Annotated in this window: 20 protein-coding genes and 2 pseudogenes; 20 read left to right on the top strand and 2 right to left on the bottom strand. The window is 46.7% G+C overall.

The genetic code is table 11. The features are described 5' to 3' along the window. Positions 1 to 43: 43 nt before the first annotated feature. The 7 genes from BLQ13_RS13885 to BLQ13_RS13855 all read left to right on the top strand — a co-directional run bounded on the left by BLQ13_RS13885 (position 44) and on the right by BLQ13_RS13855 (position 9,600). Positions 44 to 535 carry a DUF2500 domain-containing protein gene (locus BLQ13_RS13885; RefSeq protein ID WP_244159313.1) on the top strand — a complete coding sequence of 164 codons (492 nt, stop codon included), beginning with the start codon at positions 44 to 46 and terminating at the stop codon, positions 533 to 535. 254 nt (positions 536 to 789) lie between these two features. Next, positions 790 to 2,286: a rhamnulokinase gene (locus tag BLQ13_RS13880; protein ID WP_090920805.1), complete on the top strand. Its 1,497-nt coding sequence runs from the start codon at positions 790 to 792 to the stop codon at positions 2,284 to 2,286. Positions 2,287 to 2,288: 2 nt separating this feature from the next. Next, positions 2,289 to 3,050 (top strand): DeoR/GlpR family DNA-binding transcription regulator, encoded by a 762-nt coding sequence (locus tag BLQ13_RS13875; protein WP_090920803.1) that lies wholly within the window; start codon positions 2,289 to 2,291, stop codon positions 3,048 to 3,050. A 50-nt stretch (positions 3,051 to 3,100) separates the two neighbouring features. Continuing rightward, positions 3,101 to 3,829, top strand: coding sequence for a (Fe-S)-binding protein (locus tag BLQ13_RS13870; protein ID WP_090920801.1), 729 nt, complete (start codon positions 3,101 to 3,103; stop codon positions 3,827 to 3,829). Continuing rightward, the gene (locus BLQ13_RS13865) at positions 3,826 to 5,346 is read left to right on the top strand and encodes a LutB/LldF family L-lactate oxidation iron-sulfur protein (protein ID WP_090920765.1); all 1,521 of its coding nucleotides are present in this window, start codon (positions 3,826 to 3,828) and stop codon (positions 5,344 to 5,346) included. Before BLQ13_RS13870 ends, BLQ13_RS13865 begins: the two co-directional genes overlap by 4 nt. Then, entirely contained in the window at positions 5,336 to 6,061 is a 726-nt protein-coding gene (locus tag BLQ13_RS13860; protein ID WP_090920763.1) for a LutC/YkgG family protein, read from the top strand. Before BLQ13_RS13865 ends, BLQ13_RS13860 begins: the two co-directional genes overlap by 11 nt. A 365-nt stretch (positions 6,062 to 6,426) precedes the next feature. Continuing rightward, positions 6,427 to 9,600, top strand: a complete 3,174-nt coding sequence (locus BLQ13_RS13855) for a bifunctional cytochrome P450/NADPH--P450 reductase (RefSeq protein ID WP_090920761.1) — start codon at positions 6,427 to 6,429, stop codon at positions 9,598 to 9,600. 171 nt (positions 9,601 to 9,771) lie between these two features. On the opposite strand, the gene BLQ13_RS13850 is transcribed toward BLQ13_RS13855, so the two are convergent. Beyond that, entirely contained in the window at positions 9,772 to 10,197 is a 426-nt protein-coding gene (locus BLQ13_RS13850) for a hypothetical protein (protein ID WP_090920760.1), read from the bottom strand. Positions 10,198 to 10,406: 209 nt separating this feature from the next. Beyond that, on the bottom strand, positions 10,407 to 11,696 hold the full coding sequence (locus tag BLQ13_RS13845; RefSeq protein WP_090920758.1) for a Gfo/Idh/MocA family oxidoreductase: 1,290 nt from the start codon (positions 11,694 to 11,696) through the stop codon (positions 10,407 to 10,409). Between the two features lie 125 nt (positions 11,697 to 11,821). On the opposite strand from BLQ13_RS13845, the gene BLQ13_RS13840 reads away from it, so the two are divergent. The 13 genes and pseudogenes from BLQ13_RS13840 to BLQ13_RS13785 all read left to right on the top strand — a co-directional run bounded on the left by BLQ13_RS13840 (position 11,822) and on the right by BLQ13_RS13785 (position 24,276). Next, positions 11,822 to 12,718, top strand: coding sequence for an AraC family transcriptional regulator (locus BLQ13_RS13840; RefSeq protein ID WP_090920756.1), 897 nt, complete (start codon positions 11,822 to 11,824; stop codon positions 12,716 to 12,718). A gap of 72 nt (positions 12,719 to 12,790) precedes the next feature. Next, positions 12,791 to 13,246, top strand: a complete 456-nt coding sequence (locus BLQ13_RS13835; RefSeq protein WP_090920754.1) for a RidA family protein — start codon at positions 12,791 to 12,793, stop codon at positions 13,244 to 13,246. Next, positions 13,247 to 13,747 (top strand): annotated as a pseudogene (locus BLQ13_RS13830) (GNAT family N-acetyltransferase); the annotation flags it as partial. Positions 13,748 to 13,780: 33 nt separating this feature from the next. Next, positions 13,781 to 14,614: an aminoglycoside phosphotransferase family protein gene (locus BLQ13_RS13825; RefSeq protein ID WP_090920748.1), complete on the top strand. Its 834-nt coding sequence runs from the start codon at positions 13,781 to 13,783 to the stop codon at positions 14,612 to 14,614. Positions 14,615 to 14,636: 22 nt separating this feature from the next. After that, a complete protein-coding gene (locus BLQ13_RS13820; protein ID WP_090920746.1) occupies positions 14,637 to 16,796 on the top strand; it encodes a class I SAM-dependent methyltransferase in 2,160 nt (719 codons plus the stop codon). Next, on the top strand, positions 16,793 to 17,371 hold the full coding sequence (locus BLQ13_RS13815; protein ID WP_090920743.1) for a histidine phosphatase family protein: 579 nt from the start codon (positions 16,793 to 16,795) through the stop codon (positions 17,369 to 17,371). The genes BLQ13_RS13820 and BLQ13_RS13815 overlap by 4 nt, the downstream gene beginning before the upstream one ends. A 5-nt stretch (positions 17,372 to 17,376) precedes the next feature. After that, positions 17,377 to 18,066, top strand: coding sequence for a 3'-5' exonuclease (locus tag BLQ13_RS13810; protein WP_167375733.1), 690 nt, complete (start codon positions 17,377 to 17,379; stop codon positions 18,064 to 18,066). Further along, positions 18,063 to 18,422: a hypothetical protein gene (locus BLQ13_RS13805; protein WP_090920736.1), complete on the top strand. Its 360-nt coding sequence runs from the start codon at positions 18,063 to 18,065 to the stop codon at positions 18,420 to 18,422. The genes BLQ13_RS13810 and BLQ13_RS13805 overlap by 4 nt, the downstream gene beginning before the upstream one ends. 30 nt (positions 18,423 to 18,452) lie before the next feature. Then, entirely contained in the window at positions 18,453 to 18,896 is a 444-nt protein-coding gene (locus tag BLQ13_RS13800; protein WP_090920733.1) for an Imm8 family immunity protein, read from the top strand. 222 nt (positions 18,897 to 19,118) lie between these two features. Beyond that, positions 19,119 to 20,105: an ABC transporter substrate-binding protein gene (locus BLQ13_RS13795; protein WP_090920731.1), complete on the top strand. Its 987-nt coding sequence runs from the start codon at positions 19,119 to 19,121 to the stop codon at positions 20,103 to 20,105. Positions 20,106 to 20,215: 110 nt separating this feature from the next. Next, a pseudogene (locus BLQ13_RS29175) lies at positions 20,216 to 20,473 on the top strand (AraC family ligand binding domain-containing protein); the annotation flags it as partial. Between the two features lie 3 nt (positions 20,474 to 20,476). After that, on the top strand, positions 20,477 to 21,883 hold the full coding sequence (locus BLQ13_RS13790; protein WP_244159312.1) for a helix-turn-helix domain-containing protein: 1,407 nt from the start codon (positions 20,477 to 20,479) through the stop codon (positions 21,881 to 21,883). Positions 21,884 to 22,116: 233 nt separating this feature from the next. Next, positions 22,117 to 24,276 (top strand): putative PEP-binding protein, encoded by a 2,160-nt coding sequence (locus BLQ13_RS13785; protein WP_090920725.1) that lies wholly within the window; start codon positions 22,117 to 22,119, stop codon positions 24,274 to 24,276. Positions 24,277 to 24,544 lie beyond the last annotated feature (268 nt).

The raw sequence follows: 24,544 nt of genomic DNA, 5'->3' as shown, positions 1-24,544 counted from the left end.
CAAGAAAAGGTGTTATTTTGCGTGGGGAAAGGATCGATGCGTTATGGCGGTTACGGGCATATTTTCGTCAGTAGGCCATTTAAGTGTAGATGGCTTTGGTGGATTCGATGATATGAGTGGCGTGCCGGGGTTTGAAGGCAATCAGAGTGGTTTTTTTTCTGGGTTCAGCGAGCTTGGAGCAATGGGCACGATCGTTCCTATTTTGATCGGCATCGTGTTTCTGGTTGTGGCAGGCGGCATCGTATATGCCATCTTCTCAGGTGTGCGAACCTGGTCTTCCAACAATGCTGCAGCTGTCCTTACCTTACATTCCAGAGTCGTTACAAAACGAACGGAGGTCAGTGGTGGAAGTGGGGACAGCAGTGCAACAACGAGTTATTATGCAACCTTTGAGTTCGACAATGGGGAACGACTTGAGTTAAATGTAGGTGGTCAAAATTACGGTATGCTGGTGGAGCAGGATCGAGGCATGTTAACCTATCAGGGGACACGTTTTAAACATTTTGAACGAGATATCCAGCCTCAATTCGGGTAATCCGTATCCGGGGTGGAGAGTGGACTGTCTTATGTGTAAAAAAATAAAGCTACGGCTCCTCCCTAAAGGGAGTGAGTCGTTTTTTGTTTGTAATGAGGAAAGCGAATTCATGGGTATTCAAACGTTTACAATGATGTTATACTCGTAAAATAAAACAAAACAGTATAAAACAAAGATAAACAAACAGTGTTTTGGCCGTTAAATAAAGATAATAGCGAATATGAAGACAATAATAACAGAAAGGCGGGAGAGCAGTGAGTGTGCTGGCTTATGATTTGGGTGCAGGAAGCGGCAGAGCGATACTTGGTCATCTGAATGATCGAGGGATCGAAACCCGTGAAATTCACCGGTTCAAAAACGAGCCCGTGAAGATTGGTGACCGGATGCACTGGGATATTTTGCGGCTACATCATGAAGTACTGCAGGGCTTGACGCTTATAAAACAGCAAGGTGAAGTGCCGGAGAGTTTGGGCATTGATTCTTGGGGCGTGGATTTTGGTTTGCTTGGTAGTAACGGCGAACTGCTTGGTAATCCCTATCATTATCGTGACACACAGTTCAACGGTGTGATGGATACGGTTTGTCAGGAGTTAACGGCTAAGCGAGTTTTCGAGCGCACGGGGATACAGTTTCTACCATTTAATACATTGTATCAACTCGCGGCACTTAAGCGGAGTGCTTCTCCATTGCTGCGCGAAGCGGAGCGTTTTCTAATGATCCCTGATTTACTAAGGTATTTTCTTACTGGAGAAGCGGTAAATGAGTTCACCAATGCTACAACAACACAGTTATACAATCCTGTACTCGGACAATGGGATCGTGAACTTCTAGCTCATATTGGTGTCTCTGACCAATGGTTCGGGGATGTAGTCCTACCGGGGAGTACTGTTGGACAATTACGCAGCAGTATATGTAATGATATCGGACTTGCGTCGATTCCCATCCTGGCTGTAGCAGAGCATGATACCGGTTCGGCTGTGGTAGCGGTTCCAGCCACGGAAACAAGCTTTGCTTATCTAAGCTGTGGAACGTGGTCCCTGATGGGTACAGAGCTGGATCAGCCCGTCATCAGTGCAGAGAGCATGGAACTGAACTTTACGAATGAAGGCGGTGCAGGTGGCACATATCGTCTGCTCAAAAACATTATGGGTCTTTGGATCCTACAGGAATGTATGCGGCAATGGGAACGGGAAGGGCGAGGAATTACCTATGGCTCATTACTCGCGAAGGCTGAGATAGCTCCGGCGTTTGCAAGCCTTTTTGACCCGGATGATGTGTTGTTTCTGCCTGCAGGCAATATGACGGAACGCATTCGTCAATATTGCCAGAAGACAGGACAGCGTGTGCCAGAGGATCAGGGCAGTATAGCCAGGTCCATTCTGGAGAGTCTTGCTTTGAAGTATAGAAGGGTGCTGGAATGGACAGAGCAACTCTCAGAGAAAACATTCGGCGGACTGCATATGGTGGGCGGCGGTATTCAGAATGAGTTATTATGCCAGTGGACAGCGAACTCTATCGGCAAGCCTGTATGGGCAGGGCCAGCGGAGGGAAGTGCAATCGGCAATATGGCTGTGCAATGGATCGCGAGCGGAACGTTTAAGGATATCTGGGAAGCGCGCCGGGCTATTCGCGATTCATTCCCGGTAAAGGAATATGAACCGCAAGACAGGTCGGCTTGGGCAGAAGCCTATGAACGATTTTTGCGAATAACGGCCTTGTCGCCGGGTACAGAAACCGGGAGTGAGGTGTAGGCATGCTCGCGGCAGAACGATATGACCGGATTGTAGAGTTAGTCAATATTAAGGGCAGCATGCGAGTATCTGAGCTTAGTGAACGTTGCCGGGTAACCGAGGAGACGATTCGCCGTGATCTGGATCGGTTAGAAGAGGCTGGTCGGCTGCGCCGATCACACGGCGGAGCGGTGAGTGTCAAGGAGGATCAGCCGGAGATTCCTTACCGAATACGGGAAACGACACATGCAATGGAGAAGAAACGGATTGCTGATGCGGCATTGGCGCTAATCGTGGCGGGAGATCGCATTTTGCTGGATGCCAGTACAACGGCAGGTTATATGGCGGCGAACATGCCGGATATGCCATTAACGGTGCTGACCAACTCGATTCAAGTTGCCACCGAACTGAGCAGTCGGGACAACATCGAGGTGATTTCTACTGGAGGGCAACTGGCTGCCCGCTCCTTATCCTTTGTTGGACCACTGGCGGAGCGTTCTCTCGAAACGTATCATGTGGACAAACTTTTTTTGTCCTGCAAGGGCGTGCATCTTGAAAGCGGCAGCATCAGTGAATCCAATGAGCTTCAAGCCAGATTAAAACAGAAGATGGTAGGTATTGCAGATCAGGTGATCCTGCTGGCTGATGCGAGCAAGTTTGGCCTGAGGGCTTTCGCTCGTGTGACCGGACTGGATGAGGTGCACACGATTATTACGGATCAACCCTTGACCGAAGAGCAGATTTCCTTGTGCAGTAACTACCAATTGCTGATTCGCACAGTGTAACGATAATCAGACGTTGACATGAAATAATTTGTTTATTGGAGTGTGTAATGATGAAAGTCTCCTTGTTTATAACCTGTCTCAGTGATGCCATATACCCCCGAGTGGGAGAGGCAATGGTTCGATTGCTGGCCGCACATGGCATTCGGCTGGAATTTCCGCAGGTTCAGACCTGTTGTGGTCAGCCCTCGTATAACAGTGGATATTGGGATGAGACCCGGGTAGCTGCCAAGACGATATTAGAAGCGTTTGATGACAGTGATTTTGTGGTCTGTCCGTCAGGTTCATGCACATATATGATTCATCATTATCCGGAGCTGTTTGCAGATGATCCAGAATGGCTGGATAAAGCGAAGCGCCTTGAGGCCAAGGCTTACGAGTTCACACAATTTCTAGTACAGGTGTTAGGAATAACAGATCTCGGTGCACATTTTCCGCATAAAGTAACCTACCACCCGTCTTGCCATGGCAGTCGTCTGCTTGGGGTGAAGGACGAACCGCTGGCCTTGCTGTCCAACGTGAAAGGGCTTGAACTCGTTCCATTACCTCATGCAGAGGATTGCTGCGGATTCGGAGGTACGTTTGCGATTAAAATGTCGGATATTTCCGGGGCGATGGTGACCGAAAAGGTGGATCATGTGAAAGAAACACAAGCCGAAGTTCTCGTTGGGCTTGACATGGCTTGTCTGATGAATATTGCGGGTAATCTGCGGCACCGAAATGAACCTGTGCGAGTGATGCATCTGGCTGAACTTTTATATGAGGGGGTGCAGACACGATGAGCCAACCTGGTGTTATGGATGAAACGGTCAAATCCCGTGCGGGTTTGGCACTGAATGATGATTTTCTCCGTAAAGCGGTCAAGTTCACAACGGAACGTTTGCGGAATGGCAAGAAAGCTGCGTCGGAAGAGCATGGCAACTGGGAAGAATGGCGGGAGCGTGGACGCCAGATTCGGTTGCATACAATCGCACATCTCGATTATTACTTGAATGAGTTCGTGAACAACGCCCGTGCGAACGGAGTGCATATTCATTTTGCAGATACTTCAGCGGAAGCGGCTTCCATTGCCCTTGATATTGCCGCCCACAAGCAAGCTACAAGTGTGGTGAAATCCAAATCCATGGTGTCCGAGGAAGTACATCTGAACCATGTGCTAGAATCTGCAGGCATAGAAGCCATTGAAACCGATCTTGGCGAATACATTATACAGCTGGCGGGTGAAGCGCCGTCCCACATCGTTATACCGGCTATTCACAAAAACAGATATCAAATTGCGGAGTTATTATCCAAGGAAGCTGGAGAGGTACTGGAACCAGATACGACGGTCCTTGCCGGATTCGTCCGCAAAAAGCTGCGCGAGAAATTTTTGGAGGCTGATATTGGTCTGACAGGTTGCAATTTTGCGATTGCGGAGACCGGTTCGATGGTTTTATTTGAAAATGAAGGCAATGCCCGTATGGTATCTACCGTGCCAAAAACACAGATTACACTTATGGGCATGGAGCGCATTATTCCGTCATGGGCAGATCTTGAAGTCATGGCAACCTTGCTGCCACGCTCTGCCACTGGACAAAAGCTCACGATGTACATGTCAGGCATTACAGGTCCTCGTCGCTCGGCAGATGCAGATGGTCCGGATGAGATGCATATCATTATCGTAGATAATGGACGATCTTTACAACTCGGAGATCCCGAGTTCCAGGAACTACTTAACTGTATTCGCTGCGGGGCATGCCTTAACGCTTGTCCGGTATATCGGCACATTGGCGGTCATGCTTACGGTGGAATCTACAGTGGACCGATTGGGGCGGTGCTGACTCCTGCATTAAACGGTAACATTGAGGAGTGGAACGATATTGCGAGCGCCTCAAGTCTGTGCGGTGCTTGTTATGAAGCTTGTCCCGTTAAGATTCCACTGCATGACATGCTTGTATATTTACGGAGACGTAAGGTGGAAGACGGACATGGAAATAAGCTGGAAACGATGGGCATGAAGGGCTTTGCGGCGGTTGCGGCAAACTCCAAACGTTTCGCTCTTGCTATTCGGCTCGGACAGATCGGACAAAAAGCAGTTGTGCGCAATAATGGTATTTCACTGAAGCTTGGCCCGCTTAAAGGCTGGAATACGTATAGAGTAGCCCCCAGTCTCGCGAAAAAGTCCTTCCGACAACAGTGGAACAGTCTGGATCAAGAGTTGAATCAGCAGCAACATACTGCTATGGATACATCTGTACGAGAGCGTATGCAACAGATTGTGCGTGATCGCGGGGAGGGAGGTTCGAAGCATGGGAAGTGAACATCAGCAATGGCTTGCATCCATGGAGGAAAAGTCAAGGCGTAGACAGGAGAAGTTCATGGACGATATCGCCACCAAGTTGAAAAGACCTAGACAGCTTCATACACCGATCCATGCTTTTCGAGGTTCCCCGGACTTCTGGAATGAACTGCAATGGGATGAGGAACAGCGAATACAGGCGTTTACGGATAACTTTGTTAGCGTCGGTGCTCATATTGCCCGAATGTCAAATATGGAAGAAGTAGCAGGGTTTATAGGCAATAAAGCACATGAATTAAGCGCTAAATATCTAATTCGCCAGAATGAGCAAGCTCTTACGGATCTGGGACTGGAGGAACAGCTTCCCAATGTAGAAGTATCCGTTTGGAACAGTGCTCCGGATGTAGACTGGCGAGCCCGAGCAGCCGAAGCCGATATCGGTGTAGTTATGGCGGATTATGCCACAGCATACACAGGCTCAGTCACTGTTCTTTCTTCCCCGGAGAAAGGACGTTCGGTCAGCCTTCTGCCAACCGTGCTGATCCTGATTATTCCGGTCGAACGGCTGCATACAAGGCTTGGAGAGACACTGAACCGTTTTGACGAAGCAGGAAGAGCGCAGCTACCAGCAGGCATTCATTTTATATCAGGTCCCAGCCGATCATCCGATATCGAAAATGATTTAACCATCGGGGTTCATGGCCCAGGGATTGTGTATGGTCTAATTGTCGGTTAGCCCGCTGATCTCTAGCCCGCCTGAAACGTAGAGCAATTGTAAACATAGAACTGTCCTTAAGGTAGAGTTTCTGCTGAGGACAGTTTTTGTTTTTTTTAGAAGTGAGGATGCCGAAAGAGAAACTGAGACTTTAGGGCAGTTGAAGATTGTAACTGGAAATGATATGGTAAAGATAGACATAGAGAAATGCCCATTTTTTTTACTCGGAATTGACCGAATTACGATTCTGGTCAGTTGGTTTTGGGTATGACATATTACACACTACACACACGTGAATAAAAGATGGATTCAACTGAAATCTGATTCAACGCACTATGCTTCAGGACTCATTATTTACATTTGGAGAGAAAGAAGGAGTGAGAGCTATGTCATCTATTTCAGTGCCTCAGCCCAAAACGTACGGTCCACTGGGCAATCTGCCGCAGTTGAATTTTGATGAGCCGACCCAGTCCTTGGTTAAGCTGGCAGGCGAGTATGGACCTATTTTTCGCATGGATTACCCTGGACGAAGTGAGCTTTATATTTCAAGTGAGAAATATGTAGCCGAAGTGACGGATGAGTCCAAATTTGATAAAAGAGTATGGGCCCCGCTTGCGAAGGTACGTGCTTTTGCCGGGGATGGACTCTTTACCAGCTGGACGGACGAGCCGAACTGGAAAAAGGCACATAATGTGTTGCTTCCAAGTTTTAGTCAACGTGCGATGCAGGGTTATCATAACAAAATGGTGGATCTTGCCGTGCAACTTGTGCAGAAGTGGTCCAGACTTAATCCCGATGAAACGGTGAATGTGCCGGATGATATGACTCGTTTGACGTTAGACACCATTGGTTTATGTGGGTTTAACTATCGCTTTAACAGCTTCTACCGCGAAGAGCCACATCCATTTATTACAAGCATGGTACGTGCATTGGATGAATCCATGAGTTCGTTGCAACGTCTGCGTTTGCAGGACAAATTGATGATCAGTAAAAAGAAACAATTCGAACAGGATATCCGTTCCATGTTCTCGCTAGTGGATCACATCATTGCAGAGCGCAAAGCGCAGCCTCAGGAAGGGGCAGATGATCTGCTCTCTCACATGCTTAGCGGCAAGGACCCGGAGACAGGCGAAACGCTGGATGATGAAAATATCCGGTATCAGATTATTACATTTCTAATTGCAGGGCATGAAACGACGAGTGGTTTATTATCGTTTGCCGTGTACTACCTGATGAAAAACCCGGATAAGCTCGCGAAAGCTCAGGCGGAAGCAGATGCGATTCTGAAAGACCCGGTGCCAACGTACAATCAAGTTCGTCAATTGAAATATATACGTATGGTGCTGAGTGAAGCACTACGTTTGTGGCCAACCGCGCCAGCATTTTCGTTATATGCAAAAGAAGATACAATGCTCGGCGGACAATACCCGCTTCAAAAAGGGGACAGTGTCAGTGTGCTCATTTCCAAGTTGCACCGTGACCGTGAGGCATGGGGAGATGATGTAGAGGAGTTTCGCCCTGAACGTTTCGAAGACCCAAGCAAAGTACCGCATAACGCGTATAAGCCGTTTGGCAACGGTCAACGCGCATGTATTGGTCAGCAGTTTGCGCTTCAGGAAGCGACGCTTGTGCTGGGCATGGTCCTGAAACATTTTGACTTCATCGATCATATGAATTATCAGTTAAAAGTCAAAGAGACATTGACACTTAAACCCGATCAATTCATCATTCGTGTACGTGCGCGCGGAGGTAAGCCTGTGATGGCTGTACCTGGTGTGGCTATACAAGAGCCTGCTAACACAGTGAAAAAGGATGAACAAGGTGCTGTAGAAGCACACGATACTCCCTTGCTTGTACTCTACGGTTCGAATCTCGGGACGGCTGAAGGGATCGCTCGCGAAATAGCGGATACCGCGAGACACCAAGGTTTCCGCAGTGAAGTGGCTGCGCTGGATGATCGCGTCGGCAGGCTGCCTAAAGAAGGAGCTGTCATCATTGTCAGCGCATCGTATAATGGTCAGCCGCCAAGTAATGCCAGAACGTTTGTAGAGTGGATTCAGCATGCAGATCAGAAGGAATTCGAGGGCGTAAAATATACGGTTCTTGGATGCGGTGATCACAACTGGGCTAGCACGTATCAGCGAATTCCACGTTTGATTGATGAACAGCTGGCCTTACGGGGAGCCAAGCGTTTATCCTCTCTGGGAGAGTCAGATGCCAGCGGGGATTTCGAGAAGCAGGTCGAGGATTGGACGGAACAGTTATGGCCTGATCTTGCACGAACGCTGGAACTGAATCTGAATACGGGATCAAAAAGTGAACACAGCTCCCTGTCGGTACAATTTGTTAGTGGCAGAGCGGTTACTCCGCTGGTTGAAACCTATGAAGCTCATGTTGCAACCGTGCTGGAGAATCGGGAGCTTCATGATGAAGGGAGCGAGCGAAGCACGAGACATTTGGAGATTAAGCTGCCGGAGGGCATCACTTATAAGGAAGGTGACCATCTTGGCGTTCTGCCACGAAATCCACCAGAGCTTGTGGAGCGTGTGCTGCGTCGTTACGGTTTCACCGGAACAGAGCATCTGGTACTGGATGCATCGGGGAGAAGCGCGGCGCATCTGCCATTGCAACGGCCAGTGAACTTGTACGATCTGCTCAGCCACAGTGTGGAATTGCAAGAGGCCGCAACACGTGCGCAATTAAGGGAACTTGCTGCATATACGGTCTGCCCTCCACACAAGAAGGAACTTGAAGCGCTCTTGGATGAGGCATCATATATGAAGGAAGTTCGTGGCAAACGGATATCCATGCTGGACTATCTGGAGAAATATGAAGCATGTGAATTGCCATTTGAACGTTTTCTTGCATTATTGCCTTCGTTGAAGGCTAGATACTATTCCATATCCAGCTCTCCACGGGTACAAGCAGCGCAAGCGAGCATTACGGTAAGTGTCGTAAAGGCATCTGCCTGGAGTGGAAAAGGGATATATAAAGGTATTGCTTCCAATTATCTAGCTGATCTGAAGCCTGGTGAAGAGGTTGTGATGTTTGTCCGTACACCGGAATCCGGCTTCCAATTGCCTGAAAGAGCAGACGTGCCGATCGTTATGGTGGGTCCGGGAACAGGGATAGCGCCGTTCCGTGGTTTCTTACAGGCGAGACATGTGATGAAGGAACAAGGCGAGGCAGTTGGTGAAGCGCATCTGTATTTTGGCTGCCGCAATCCGGCGCATGATTATTTGTACAAAAACGAGCTGGAAACTGCAGAGCAGGAGGGGCTTGTACAGCTTCATACAGCTTTCTCCAGGATTCAAGGGGAAGACAAATGTTATGTGCAACATCGGATGAAAGAGGATGCACATCTGTTAATTCCTTTGCTGGTAAACGGGGCGCATCTATACATCTGCGGAGATGGCAGTAAAATGGCTCCTGATGTGGAAACAACGCTAAAACAGGCTTATGCAGATACTCAAGGTAAGACGGTAGAAGAGGCAGAAGCCTGGCTTAATCAGCTTCAAGAGCAAGGTCGTTATGCCAAGGATGTCTGGACAGGCATTTGATTGGATGGAGCGAACGCGTTCTAAGATTTGAATAAATACAGCAAGCATGCGTAGCAATGTGCGCATCTAGCCTCGCGGTGAGAAGCGGAGACAACCGATTCTCACCGTTTTTTTCTCATGGGCTTGTTGATTAGTTATCTAACTTGAGCAGTTCTTTCAACTCGATCTGATCTATCTACGACGGATACAAGCACCTTTCCGCTTCAAGGTTCGCTTGCGAGGGCGATAGATGGACTCCACGCTGGAAAGCGGAAACAGAATACGTGAAGGAACTCTGCCTTTGCCTTGTACCTCAATATAATTGAGTCCAACGCCAACCAGTCTAATATTTCGGAATGCATTGCGGGAAGGAAATGTTGTACGAATGCCAACCCGAATCCCTCGCTGTGTGCGTGGAACGTTGAACACACGAATGGAATTCAGGCTAAGCGGAATAAATAATTGATGATTGATTTTGACAAAATTACGAGGGAATACCCGACGGATGCGTCCAGGCTCCAGACCGGAACGCGGGGCGTTAAGCTCAGCAAGATGTCCCTGGAATTGGGCCAAACGTTGCTGGAGTGTTTTGCCTGTACGAAGATGTTGCCAGCTCATAATTTATCCTCCGTTCATCATTTATACCTAGTATATGAACGGAGCAAGGAGGAAGGTGAATACTTGACAGCCCATGTTGATGCCGGGATGCAACGTACGTGAGAAGTACTATGTATGTGAAATAGAATGTGCATTGAAATGAAAATCAGAAAAGGCATCAGGTTAGAGATACAAGGTCTCTAATCCGATGCCTTTTTACGTGCACTTTATTAGAATTGCACCAGAGTATCCACTTTAACGGGAAGGCCTGTTGCAATCGCACGATTGGCTGCAATGCCTGTTAAAATCGAACGGGCGCCATCCACATGATTGGCTGCACGATGGAACGGATCTTCTGACGGTGCGCCGAACAGATCATTGAGCAGTACAGGGTCGCCTCCGCCATGGCCGCCTTCCTTTTCCTCGACTTCAACGTCATAAGGTGAGCCGAACATCGGAAGTACACGGAGTGTTTTGCCAATCAAAGCGCCTTCCTTGCTTTTGTCACCCAGGGAATTGACGTAGGATTGTTCGATAATGCTCATTTCGATACGGCCTTTAGTACCGTTAATCGCAATGCGGTAACCTTCCCACGGCTGATAAGCAACAAGGGAGTACGTCAAGATTGCCTTGTTCCGATATTGGACAAGAACACCCATCGTATCTTCGATGTTGATTCCTTCACCAAATACACTCTGATCACGCTGGTAGCCATCTTCAGTCTCGGCATCCAGATACATCGATTTCAGGTGATCATCAGAATCCAGATGCAGTGCAAATGGATCATCCTGTGCGAGCGGATTACCTGTAGCACGGTTGTAGAATTGGGTAACTCCGCGATCCTCGGCATTTTCTCTGCCATAGAACATCAAATCTCCAAACGCAAAGACAGTATCTGGCTGTGAGCCAATCCAGAAGTTGACGAGATCGAAGTGATGCGTCGATTTGTGAACCAGCAGACCTCCACTATTGCGCTTATCCCGGTGCCAGCGGCGGAAATAGTCCGCACCGTGACGGGTATTCAGTAGCCATTCAAAATGCACAGAAGTCACTTTGCCGATGGTATCGTTCAGAATAAGCTCGCGTATTTTCGTGTGATGCGGTGCATAACGATAGTTGAATGTCACGCGTACATTCTGTCCGGTACGTTTTACTGCATCCAGAATGTCCTGACATTTCTCTTCATTTATAGTCATCGGTTTCTCCGTAACAACGTCACAGCCGAGTTCCATTGCTCGAATGATGTATTTATGGTGAGTTCGATCCACGCTGGTCACGATAACGTAGTCGGGCTTCTCGTTCTCAATCATCTGGTCAAATTGATCTGCCAGGTATGTAGGCACCTCAGCATAGTTATATTTTTCTCGCAATAGCTTGTTCGCATAGTTCATACGTACTTGATTGATATCACAAAAGCCGACAAGTTCGGAAGTAGCGCTAAAATCCCGGGTCAAAGCACCATAGAAAAATTCAGCACGACCACCGGTTCCGACTAATACATAACGTTTTTTGTTCCCCACATATATCGCCTCCTTGAATGTAGGTTTAGACTATAACAAAGGAGCACTTCTTTCACCGCATTTTATGCGTAACCGCTTTCAAACGCCGCATATTTTGCTATAATTGTGAAAAAGGAGAGAGTGACATGACCGAAGCCATTCGTGCAGATTATCATGATGCAACGGATTTATTACATATGGAATACGATCGCCGGATCGGATATTACTCTATGCCTAATGATCATTTTCATGACCATTATGAGTTGTATTATTTACTTTCCGGGGAGCGCATTTATTTTATCAAAGATCGTTCGTATCTGGTCAAAGCAGGTGACTTGGTATTTGTAGACCGCAATACGGTGCACAAAACACTGGAAAGTGGAATGCCGGACCACGAACGAATTGTGCTGTATCTGCAACCTGAACTGTTTGCCGCTATGGCGGTCACGAGTGAGCTCACAGAAGGGTTAACGGAGCCCTTTCGCTGGGACATACCGATTGTGAGATTCCCCGCTCAGGTCGCCAAGGTGACAGAGGAGATTGTGGCAGAAATGGTCCGAGAAATGCGTAACCCCGACGAGGGAAGTGGAATGCTGCTACGTCACCGTGCGCTGGAGCTGTTGCTACACACGTACCGTCACCGTCATCTAGCACGTATACAGTCGGATGATCAGGCCCCTGTCCTTCACCCCAAGATTCAGGTCGTTGTCCGTTATCTGAATGAAAATTATCAGAATCCGGTTACGCTGCCGGAGGTGGCAGACAAGTTTAGGATTAGTCCACATTATCTAAGTAGGTTGTTTAAACAAACGACGGGTTTTACATTTAGCGATTATCTGAATTTACTGCGGGTGAAGGAGGCCCAGCGGTTACTGCGTGAGAGTGAAGAGTCGGTGACCGATATTGCTTTGCTGGCGGGATTCGGCAATTTTTCGCATTTTGGCAAGATGTTCAAACGCTCGGTTCAGATGTCGCCAAGAACTTACAGGCAGGAGTACAATGGACGGGATGGAATTATAAAAACACAAACAACAATAAACTGAGGAGTTAACTATAGTGAGGTAGGGAAAGAATTCAACGAATGCATGACTAAAATAGAGAAGGAGCCTGATGATATGAACATAATCGATGCCAGACTACAGGAACTAGGAATCACGCTACCGCAATCCAGTTCTCCTGCGGGGAAATATGCGAATGCTGTCATTGTAAATGGCATGATGTATGTATCAGGAAAAGGACCGGCTACGGATGAGCGCGGCAAGCTTGGCGTGGAATTTACGACAGAACAGGGATATGATTTTGCCCGGAATGCAGGACTTGAGGTGCTCGCGGTTGTTCGTGACGTGCTAGGTTCGCTTGATCGGGTTAAAAGGGTAGTTAAAGTGCAAGGATTCATCAACGCTTCTGCTTCCTACCAGGAGCATCATAAGGTGCTGAATGGGTTCTCGGATCTGATGATCGACGTTTTTGGAGAAGAACAGGGAATGCATGCCCGCTCTGTTCTCGGGGCCGTTTCTGTCAGAGATCAGCTACCGCTAATTATTGATTCGATCTTTCAGGTGGAGGAGTAGGGTGATGGCGCAGATGTTAATGAAGCCCTTCAGGAAAGTGTGGAAGAGCTACGGCCGTGGTTACCTTTTGCAGAGAACATTCCTACATTAGAGGAGTCAGAAGCTTCTGTACGTAAAGCCAGACTACAATTTTTGGAACGCAGTGACCTCATGTTACACTTACGCGATAAAGCTTCAGATGAGTTTGTGGGCAGTAGCGGTCTACACCGGATGGACTGGAATGCACGCTCTTTCGAGATTGGTTACTGGGTGCGGACCTCCCGGTCGGGCGAAGGTTTGGTTACAGAGGCTGTGCGGGGTATAGAGCAGTTTGCCATTGTACATTTGCAGGCCAATCGGCTTGAAATTCGTTGTGATACTCGAAATGTGCGCAGTGCCAGTGTAGCTAAACGGCTCGGTTACACACAAGAAGGAATATTGCGTAGGATAAAACGAGATCGCACAGATGCATGGGTAGATATGATCATTTTTTCCAAAGTCAGAGGCATTGAGTTTGATTAGCAAAAAATCTCACGTACTCAGGGGGATAAGCAGATGAAGCTGATTGGGCAAGGAAGAACGGCGGAAATTTACCATTATGCAGATGATCTTATTTTAAAATTATACCGGACAGGGTTCTCAAAGGAAGCGGTACAGAATGAATATCGCATGAGTCAGTGGGTATATGAAAAGGGGTTGCCCGTTCCTCGAGCTGTGAAACAAATGCATCATGCTACACGTACGGGTATTGTATTTGAGCGGTTTGAGGGAACAACATTGTTATCGCTGATGATTCAGCAACCGGAATTGCTGGAACATCTATCCTACATCATGGCGGCAACTCATTATAAAGTGCACATGGTACAGGATGAGGGTGACTTATTGCCTTCTCAAAAAAAAATTCTGGAGCACGCGATGCTGCGCGTATCGCTCTTCTCCGATCTTGAACACGAACGACTGATTCACTATTTGTCCGTATTGCCTGAACAACGGGCGATTTGCCATGGTGATTATCATCCTGATAATGTAATGCTAAGCAAGGACGGAGAACAACATTGTGTCATAGACTGGATGACTGGCATGGCAGGTGATCCTGCGGGTGATGTGGCCAGGACATGGGTAATATTAAAGAGCGGCAAGCTGCCAGACGATGCGGAACCTGCGATTCGAGAAGGATTCGAGCAAGCTCGAAATTTGATATTGGAGCAGTATATAGCACATTACGTCGCTCTTTCCGGGATCACGCGTGAGCAGATCGATGCCTGGATGTTACCTGTCGCAGCGGCACGTTTGGACGAAAGCTTGCCTTTCTCGGAAGAGGAGGTTCTCCTTCAGTTAGTGCGGGACAGACTGCGTTTGCTGGATGAAACGGTTCATACAACATCATGAAAATAAAGAGGGTGGAGAATCCATGCTGCACGCGCTGGAAGTGATTCAACGTTATAAATCAGGAAAGACCCAACAACAACATTTGCAAAAAGAACAACAAGAGCCACAATGGCTGCAATGGTTAGTAGCGGCGGAGAAGCCGCGAATTAATCTGGAGCGTATTCACTCCATTGCCGAACTTCAGAAGACGAATGCGGTATTGGATTACACCGAACGCACACTTCACATGCTGGATGGAATGCAACTTTCGTTCTGGATTCGGGAACTGCTGGAAGAGGTGCTGGCCTGGTCGGAAACCGCAAAAGGGGGTTCACTAGAACAGCGCAGAACGTGGCAACAGCAAGGAATTAACCTGTTTGTACATAATATTGGCTCGGCTCAGCTATATCATCGATATACTACAGAGCAAGAAAATGGACTGGAATCGGCAGCTTCGCCGAGACAGGAGATCATTCGTATTTTAATATCAACACATGGACTGATTGGGCAATACATACGGGGGGAAATTCCGTACGCTGAGAATGCACCGTTGCGTGCTTTGATTACCGAAGGCTGGGTTACCAGCGGTGAACTTCGTATTCTGTTAATGGCTCTGAACCAATGTATTATTGGAGCGGTTGATTCTGGTCTTTGGGAGCAGGTTCAGGGTGAAGTAACGCAGATTGTGGACTGGATCGTGTCAGGAACGGAACATACAGATTGGAGCGTGAAGGAGCGATTATCTCGCTTAAGAAGTAATTCAATCCAGCAAGGTGAAGCGATGGATGAAACGTATGCCAAGCTGAAACAACAGTTTCCTGTGGAGCAACAACTGTCTGCTCTTGCTTCGCGTACATTGTGGTATGTGGAGTCAGCCATGAGGGATTTTTCGCTGGAAGAGATGGTCAAGGTGTTTTTACTTGCACTTCATAGCGAAGAGTGGGAGAAGAAAATGGAGGGACATTCAAAGGATTCTTCATTGACTTCTATACGTCATATCAGCTTCGAACCGTTAATGAACACGATGTATTACGACTACAAAGGTGTCAAAAAGCTAAATATTTACAAGAAACGTATGATTGAAAAATATCTGGAGCAGTATTCATGGGAACAGATTACTGCTGGCGAGCAATTACCTTATCCGCATCTGGGACATCGGATTGAACGGTATCCCGATCTGCCGGATACGTTGTTTGTAACCTTTGAATTCTCGCCTGCGGCCGAGAAATTGATCGCTTTTTGCATCGAAGCAGAGAAATCTCCGTTGTACGAACAGGCGGTACTGCTTTTATTTGATCTGTTTGGCCTGCGACGGGATGCGTATGATCGGTTCCACAACGAAGAGACGTACCTTTCGGATATGAATAGTTCGGGAGACTACAAAAAAGTGCTACTCGACTATATGGTGGGCAAACGTGTGCTTGATATCGGTCCGGGTGGCGGTGTGTTGCTGGATTTGATTGAGCAGGAGAAGCCCGAGGTTGAAGCGATCGGCATCGATATTTCGGCTAACGTGATCGAAGCGCTGGAACGCAAGAAGCAACGGGAGTCCCATCGCTGGCATGTGATGAAAGGGGATGCGCTGCAACTGAATCAGTATGTGGAGCCGGGAACAGTAGATACGGTGATCTTTTCCTCTATCCTGCATGAGTTGTATTCATATATTGAGCGTGACGGACGCAGATTTAATACTGATACGGTGGCGGCTGCGTTGCAAAGTGCTTTTCAGGTGCTCTCGCCGGGCGGAAGAATCCTTATTCGGGATGGTATTATGAGTGAACCGGAGTCACAAAAACGACGAATTCGATTCATGGAGCCGGATGGTTTAAGCTGGCTGGAACGTTATGCAACTGACTTTAAAGGGCGCGGGATCAGTTACAAGCGTCTATCCGATGATGAGGTGATTATGCCAATTAATGATGCGATGGAGTTTTTGTACACGTATACTTGGGGGGAGGAAGCCTATGTGCATGAAGTTCAGGAGCAGTTTGGTATATTCACACCACAAGCCTATGAGAAATGCATACGCGACACGTTAGGGGAGCAAGCGGATATCATCATGCTACGTCATTTACTGCAAGAAGGGTATACCGAAGCTTTGGCAGATCGGATTATTTTTATGGATGAGAAGGGTAAACCTGTCTCCTTGCCTGACAGCACCTGTCTGATTGTGATCGAGAAGAAGGGCAGAGTAGATGCATGAGCGTAGAAGCTTATACAAGCTTGTATTTTGTGCGACATGCAGAATCCAGGTTCATCGAAGGTCAAGAGCGCGAACGTGGACTGACTGAGCAAGGGGATTTGGACGCGGACAAGGTCGCTCAGCTTTTGCATAAAGAGGACGTGGAGGTATTTTACTCCAGTCCTTATCTCAGGGCTGTACACACCATTCAGCGTCTGGCTGACTTGTGCGGAAAGTCTGTATTCATTGAGGAAGATTTACGTGAGCGTACGCTGTCTTGTTCCCACGTAAAACATGATGATTTTCATGAAGCCAAGCGGCAGCTGTATCGTGATGCCACTTTTGCTTTTCCAGGTGGAGAGTCTGGTATTCAGGCTCAGAAGAGGGCTATTAACACCATTGAACAAATGTTAGGCGAGCACAGGGGGAAAAAGGTCGTAATCGGTACGCATGGTGATATCATGACCCTTATTTTTCAGCATTATAATCCGAGTTATGGTTTCGATTTCTGGAAGGGCACGACGATGCCGGATATCTACAGGATGGATTTGGATCAAGCTGACAAGATGCTTCAGATTACACGAATGTGGGAGTGAAAGATGTGAAAATCACGTTTTTGCCGGGTACATATACGGTGGACGAGCTAAATGTGACACCGCTACAGGATAGAACATACTGCATATTTGATCTGGAAGGAACAGGTATTGATGTAGCCGTGGAGAGTGTCACTCAGTTTGGTGCAGTACGCTACAAAAGGAGCGAGGGAGCCAGTGGATCCAGTTTCTCTTCTCTGGTTCGGGCATCCAAACCAATTCCGGCATCGGTGGAGAAACTCACTGGTATTACGAATCAAGCGATGTCACAGGCTCCGCTTTTTAAAGAGGTTTACGAGCGATTCTGCAGCTTTATCGGAGATCAAGTGCTCGTGACTCATGCGGGATACGAATATGATCTGCCCATGCTGGAGCGTCATTGTCAAGAATTCGGGTTAACCATGTTTACCAACAAGGTGCTGGATACCAAGGCGATGTTTACATATATTCATCCAGAGGTAACGGACGTTGTTTCAACCGATTTTCTTATCGCATATTACGATCTGAACACAGAAGGCATTCACAGACATGATGCGCTGGCGGATTGTGGCATTATTGCTCGTATCTTCGAATGTGTACTTGAAGAATACGAGGAACGGGGATTAGATCATTTTATAGCAGATTCAAGTAAACACATGAAACGTTTTGTTATACCTGAGATGTATTTGAAGAAGGAAAATGAAGGAGTGACGAAATGAGCAGAAGCGATGTAGACACGTTGTTGCAAGATTTGAAGGAAGGACGCTTGCTTGACAAACGGAATTTTGAAGGACTTGATGTAGATGCGTATCTGGATGAAAGGGATGAACCCCCATTTGCAGATGCGTGGATGCAGGCCTACGAACGTTATGCAGGGGACTCGGTCGTAGCTGAAGATGAAGTGTTGCGACAGATCAGGGAGACAGCATTTAAACGAACACTGGCCTTAACAGGTGAACCGGAGTTAGCGGGATATGTCAGCGATGATTTTGGATTGATCGGTTGTTACTTGTTGCAAGGTGGCGAGCAGGATGCATTTGTGGAACGGTTGTATGAGGGATACGTTAAGACGTAGGGAGATTAGGGAAATAAGAGGTGCACTAATATGATCCAACCCGTACTAAAAGATATTGTCATTACAGGAAACCCCAATATTCATGGCAAATTACAGTTCACAGAAACAGAAGATATTGGAGATGACTTTTATCTGTCAGGTACCGCTTGCATCGGAACTGAAGATGACACAGGTGCGTATAATTTTGACTTTGGAATAATAACCCCAAAAGCGCTGGAAAGAGAACTTAAAGAGAGCTCAGATATTATAACGGGTGCGAAGTGTTTTATCGTTAGTCGGCTAGATTTTGAATTGATTACTAATAAAATAAATCAAATACTTCTACAGCACGAAGGAGACACATGGGAGGATATTGATATTGCCGTAAATCTCGCGCCTTATTTCGATTTCGAATATACCGGTTCAGTACGCTTAAATAGTGAGGAAGAGCTTCTTGAGATGATTAGAAGACATCAGGAAGAGAGTCTAAATTAAAACACGTGTAGATAAACAGCCCCTGCATTTGTTTGCAGGGGTTATTTTTTATCAAGAATGCTTCGTTTGTATAAAAAAGAGTCTTCAAATGTGTATTGTGACGACACAGCTACATCATGTACAATTCACCTACAGAGTTTTATGAGAATGATTATCATTATAGATTAAAGTATTCTGTTCTCATGATGACATCTACAGATTACACATAGGGGGAAATGCATGATGGTAAGGCTAAGCAAAGTAATTCAAGGGTGGTTGATGTTGTTATTGCTCACTGCAATGGTGATATCCGGTTGTAGCGCAAATACGGAAACGTCAGCACAACAGGGAGAAGCCAAGAATAGTACCTCTGTAGAAACGGAGGCTCCAAACAACGAGACACGTGTTGTGAAGGATGAGTTTGGAGAAGTAACGATCCCTGTCCATCCACAGCGGATTGCGGGTATCTATGTCGAGGACTATCTCAAGGCGCTGGATATTACACCGGTTGTACAGTGGTATCATCCCACTTGGGGAGTACAGGATTATTTGAAGTTAGATGCGCCAAAGTTTGATACAACAGGCAGCATCGAGGCACTTTTGCAATACAACCCGGATCTGATCATTGTGGACGGTGGGGTAGATGCAACACAATACGAACAATATAGCAAAGTAGCCCCAACCTACCGTTTGCCGGAGAGTGTTCTTCAGGACTCCAATCAGGTATTGACGACCATTGCCGATATTGTAGGGCAGCCAGAAAAAGGGGTAGCATTTGAAAAGCAATTCAAACAAAAAATTGCAGATGCAAAAGCAAAATTACAACAAACCATCGGAAATGAGACGGTTGCGGTTGTGAGGTTAAACGTAGCAGACAAAGGATTGGCGTTATTCGGGGTCAAAAATCGGTATACCGGATTTGTTTACTCTGATCTTGGACTTACTCCACATCCACTTGCACGAGATATGAAAGAGTACCAAGAGATTCTGTCCGAAGAGGCGATTCCGAGTCTGGATGCCGATCACATTATCGTGTTTCCTTCGAACGGAACCTGGGATTCCGCAGAAAATCAGGAAGCCATCCACATGTTGGACGGAAAACTGTGGCAGTCGCTTCCTGCAGTTAAAAATAAACATGTCTACATGATGGAAAGGTCTCAGTGGCAGTCCGGAGCAGTCATTGCAAATTCCATGAAGATTGATGATTTGTTGGAAAAGATGACGCCATAACTTGTGAATTGAATAGAGAAAGTTCTTCAGCGTGGGTTGAAGAGCTTTCTTTTTTCGTTTACACTAAATCTAATTGATAACAATTCTCATATAAGGAAGATGGATGCACAATGTACGCTTCAATACAGCACATCATGACCAAGCCATGGCTCTGCTCCTTACAACGCATACAATACGTAAATTATACATTGGAAACAAGCTCAACATATTCATTTCAGCAAACGGAAGCTCATTCTTTTATTATTGTGGTGCAAGGAAGGGGTATTCTAACGTATTCTGAGGGTCAAACAAAGCTGGAACCGGGTTCCATATGTTTGGTACGTGCAGATGTTTCTTTCTCTGTAACAGCTGATGTTGGAGAAGAAGAGGCCTTGACATTTTATAAAATGGATATGAATTCAATGTTCGAAGACAGCTGTTCGGGTAAGTTAATGCCGATCCAAAACAATCTGGAGAAGCAGGCTATTAACCGTGAAATAAGTTTGGTTACTGACAATATAGTATCCGTAATTGAGTTTACATATACCCCTTGGAGTGCTTGTGTGGAGTGTATAGAACAGTTATATCGCCAGCAACATGTTACAGTTGTGCATGACGTGTGGGATGTACAAATCCAGTTTCAACAGTGGTTCCGAGATGTCATTCGTCAAAATGATCCAGAGCTTCAACCGAATCATGATCGGCCCCCTCTCCAGCAGTCCGTTCAATACATTGAATCACATTATAATCAGATACTTACAGTGGACGAGCTAGCTTCCCGAGCCGGTCTATCCAGAACAAGTTATACGCGGCATTTCAAGAGATTGACAGGCCAGCTTCCTCTTGATTATGTGAACCGTGTTCGACTGGAGCGATCCAAACAGCTGTTACAGATAACGGATGATCGTCTGCATGATATTGCGAGTCATGTGGGATTTAACAATGAGTATTATTTTAGTCGCCGCTTCAAGCAATACTCGGGTGTCTCACCAGGTGTGTACCGTCGTCATCACCGCCAGGAGGTGCGAGTGTTTGCTCCTTACTTGGAGGATTTCCTGTTGGCGCTCGGAGTAAAGCCGATATTGCAAGGTTCGCACAGGGCATGGGGCAAACAACGTTATTTACAGCTGGATGATGTGCCCGAATTTGACGTCAGTCAGCGGGATGCCAAGTTTCAGGCGGAGCATATACCAGAGTTCATCATGCTGGACATGGGATATAAAACATGGAACCTGGATCGATTCGAGCAGGTGGCGCCCGTGTATTATGTACATCAAGAGGGTGAAGATTGGCGTGCCATTTTGAAATCGGCGGCAGACGTGCTTGGCAGAAACAATAGAGTCCAGGACGTTATTGAGTCATATGAAGATAAAGCCATGGAGGCCAAAAAACATCTGCAAGGACGTATGCGCAAAGAATCGGTTGCTTTTCTCCGTGTTTCGGCTTCGGGAATTACACTTTACGGTGATCAATCTGGTTATGTAGGCCCAGTCATCTATCGGGATCTCGGTCTCAACCCTCATGAATATGTGACACAGTGGACACAACATGAGCGGAGAGTCGACATTGGATTAGAACAATTAAGTCAGCTTCGAGCTGATCATCTATTGATTACCTTTGATACTCGTGACTCTTTAAGTTTCGGAGAGGAACGGCAACTGCTGGATAGAACGGAATGGAGGCAACTTCCTGCCGTGAAGAGTGGTAATGTTTATGAGGTAGATTTTTTGACGTGGATGAACTACGGTGTGATCTCTCATGGGAAGAAAATCGACGATATCTTGCGGTTTATAGGGTAGTATTGGTTATGCAAAAAAACAAACAAAGGCTCCTTCAGCTCATGCTGAGGGAGTTTTTGCTTTGCACGGAATCAAATTTAACAAAAAAAACAGAATAACGTTCACAAAATGTTGAACCTGTAGTCTTTGAAGACGCTCCTGCAACATAACATTAGAGTGAAGGCAGCGCTGTTTTAAGGCCTAACGACGCTGCTAACTAATCACAGCCATGGACGGCAGATGGGAGAGTTGCAATGACTAAACGGGTAATGCTGTTGGGAGAAAGAGGTGCAGACGTGGAAGGACTGACGCATGGTGTGGGGGTAGCCCTCGCAGAACTGATGCGAGCAGGATGGTCTGTTCCAGCGGGAATGGTCGTTACGACGGATGGCTGTCGCGCATATTGTACCCGTCTTGGTCAACTTTCCGATGAAATCATGGAAGAGCTGGTTAGAGCCATCCGACATCTGGAGCAACAGACGGGTACATCTTTTGGAGGACCGAACCATCCGCTTCTGTTTGATGTGCGATCAGATGAGGCTGGTTCTTCTTCGGTATCCGAAGAATACGCTATATCTTACGTAGGTCTGAATGATGAAACCGCCGAACATCTCGCTCACCAGACAGGCAATCGTTTTTATGCGCTTCAATGTTATCTCGCCTTACTTCAGCAGTACGGGCACATGGTTCATGGTATTCCTTATAAAATGACATTTGTGAAGATGGCAGATTCAGAGCCTTATTTTTCAGGAGAAGCGGAGCTTGAATCATTGATTAAAGAATGGAAGGATTTGATTCAGGGGGTCAGCGGAAGTCCTTTTCCACAGGATGTATTTTCTCAACTTCAAACAGCTGTTAGAGCGGTGTTCTCTTCTGCTAACAAGATGAATCATAGAGCTGGTCTCCTTGAGGATCAAACAAAGGAAGAAGCAATAAAAGGAACAGCAAACGGAGCAACAAGCGGGTCAGCTGTACTTATACAGGCCATGGTAGAGGGTAAAGATGTCGATTATATAGGTTCAGGGAAAGTCTTCACCCGTAATCCGGCAACGGGGGAACAAGGCATGATAGGAGATTATCTGCCGTCAAGAAGCGAGTCTGGAATGGTGCATGCGCTCTCTTACTTAAAAAGAAATAATTCAAAGCGCTATACAGATCTAGAGATAATCTGTACGGAGCTAGAGAGACGCACAGGAATAGTACTTGAACTCTCCTACGTGGTGAAGTCGGGCTCGGTATGCATACAACATGTGCAACCTGCGAAATTAAGTTCATTGGCTACGATCAGAAACGCAGTCCATTTCGTGCATGAGGGGCTGGTTTCAAAAGAGGAAGCTCTCCTCCGAATGAGATCAGAAGATGTAACAGCGTGTATGCAGCAGGAGCTGCCCGAACTGAAAGTTTTGCTGGAATGGGCTGATGACATAAAAGAGTTATCCATTCTCGCCAAGGTGGAATATGTATCAGAGGCTGGACATGCGCGAGCATGGGATGCAGAGGGAATCGGGTTATGTGTAACCGAGACCATGCTGTTGTCTCCGTCCAGAAAGCCTTATATGCAGAAGATGCTCTTGGCGGATACGGAAGCAGATCGCAGGTGTGGGTTGGAACGATTGCTGCCGATGCAGCAGTCAGATATGGAATGTCTTTTTGAAGTGATGGACGGACGACCGGTGAACATTCAATTATTTGATTTTTCGCTGCAAGAGTTGTTCCAGGATGTAAATGTGCTGGAGCAGGATAGTAATGCTTCGGCACTGATTTTATCCCGGATTCATGAAATGCAATTGGAGGCTATTTTCAAGGCAGCGGTCAAGAGTATCCGTAAAGGGCTATGGGTTCGTCCCGAAATCATGATTCCGCATGTGGAGCATGTACAAGAAATTCAAAAAATGAGAGCATTGGTGGATCATGTAGCGGATCAGGTGCTTGGTGAAGAGCGACGCCACTGTATTTATAAGGTAGGGGCTGCAGTTACCTCACAAAACTCTGCAAGGAAAGCAGCACAAATCGCGCGTTATGCAGACTTTATCTCGTTTGATGCAGATACTCTGACACAATCTATATACGGCAACACTCGTGAGGAAACAACTGGGCGAGAGCTGGTGGACGAGGAGACTTTCCAGAGGGAATGTAGTTCTTCTCATACCTTTGATATAGAAGGGGTAGGCAGTTTAGTGGAGATGACAGCTACGCAAGGGCGAATTCGCAAACCACATCTGAAAACATCCATAACCGGTGAACATATACTAGATGCAGCGTCCATTTCGTTTATCCATGATATCAAGTTAGTGGCTGTATGTTGCAGACCCGAGCAGATTCCATGGGCTCGAATTGCAGCAGCGCAGGCAGTCATTCGAGCATCGCGCAACCATCAAAGCATGAAGAACGAGGATATATCCACGATCGCCTGAGTCCCATCCTCGTCCTTCATTAAAACACATCTGAACCAGTGTGGACGTCTTTATAAGTTGAACGATTCATTTACACAAGAACGGAGAAGACAGAAAAATCTGGGGATAATAGCGATTGAAAGGTTATTCTGTCTTTGGAGTGCCCGTGTAAATCATTTTAGTTCTACTTATATAGCATAACCTCAATGGAACAGTGACACGAAAACTGTTATACTGAAATATGCGTTTTGTAAAATGAACGTAAAATTTCAGATAAGGGTTGAAAACG

This window comes from Paenibacillus polysaccharolyticus (assembly GCF_900102085.1).
Lineage (GTDB): Bacteria > Bacillota > Bacilli > Paenibacillales > Paenibacillaceae > Paenibacillus > Paenibacillus polysaccharolyticus.
The sequence above is the reverse complement of the archived record's forward strand: the minus strand, read 5'-3'. Positions and strand labels throughout refer to the sequence as shown.

Bases quoted from the DNA above. Each gene is read 5' to 3' on its own strand.
- BLQ13_RS13885 (WP_244159313.1), top strand. From the start codon at position 44: ATGGCGGTTACGGGCATATTTTCGTCAGTAGGCCATTTAAGTGTAGAT.
- BLQ13_RS13875 (WP_090920803.1), top strand. From the start codon at position 2,289: ATGCTCGCGGCAGAACGATATGACCGGATTGTAGAGTTAGTCAATATT.
- BLQ13_RS13870 (WP_090920801.1), top strand. From the start codon at position 3,101: ATGAAAGTCTCCTTGTTTATAACCTGTCTCAGTGATGCCATATACCCC.
- BLQ13_RS13865 (WP_090920765.1), top strand. From the start codon at position 3,826: ATGAGCCAACCTGGTGTTATGGATGAAACGGTCAAATCCCGTGCGGGT.
- BLQ13_RS13860 (WP_090920763.1), top strand. From the start codon at position 5,336: ATGGGAAGTGAACATCAGCAATGGCTTGCATCCATGGAGGAAAAGTCA.
- BLQ13_RS13855 (WP_090920761.1), top strand. From the start codon at position 6,427: ATGTCATCTATTTCAGTGCCTCAGCCCAAAACGTACGGTCCACTGGGC.
- BLQ13_RS13850 (WP_090920760.1), bottom strand. From the start codon at position 10,197: ATGAGCTGGCAACATCTTCGTACAGGCAAAACACTCCAGCAACGTTTG.
- BLQ13_RS13840 (WP_090920756.1), top strand. From the start codon at position 11,822: ATGACCGAAGCCATTCGTGCAGATTATCATGATGCAACGGATTTATTA.
- BLQ13_RS13835 (WP_090920754.1), top strand. From the start codon at position 12,791: ATGAACATAATCGATGCCAGACTACAGGAACTAGGAATCACGCTACCG.
- BLQ13_RS13825 (WP_090920748.1), top strand. From the start codon at position 13,781: ATGAAGCTGATTGGGCAAGGAAGAACGGCGGAAATTTACCATTATGCA.
- BLQ13_RS13820 (WP_090920746.1), top strand. From the start codon at position 14,637: ATGCTGCACGCGCTGGAAGTGATTCAACGTTATAAATCAGGAAAGACC.
- BLQ13_RS13815 (WP_090920743.1), top strand. From the start codon at position 16,793: ATGAGCGTAGAAGCTTATACAAGCTTGTATTTTGTGCGACATGCAGAA.
- BLQ13_RS13805 (WP_090920736.1), top strand. From the start codon at position 18,063: ATGAGCAGAAGCGATGTAGACACGTTGTTGCAAGATTTGAAGGAAGGA.
- BLQ13_RS13800 (WP_090920733.1), top strand. From the start codon at position 18,453: ATGATCCAACCCGTACTAAAAGATATTGTCATTACAGGAAACCCCAAT.
- BLQ13_RS13795 (WP_090920731.1), top strand. From the start codon at position 19,119: ATGGTAAGGCTAAGCAAAGTAATTCAAGGGTGGTTGATGTTGTTATTG.
- BLQ13_RS13785 (WP_090920725.1), top strand. From the start codon at position 22,117: ATGACTAAACGGGTAATGCTGTTGGGAGAAAGAGGTGCAGACGTGGAA.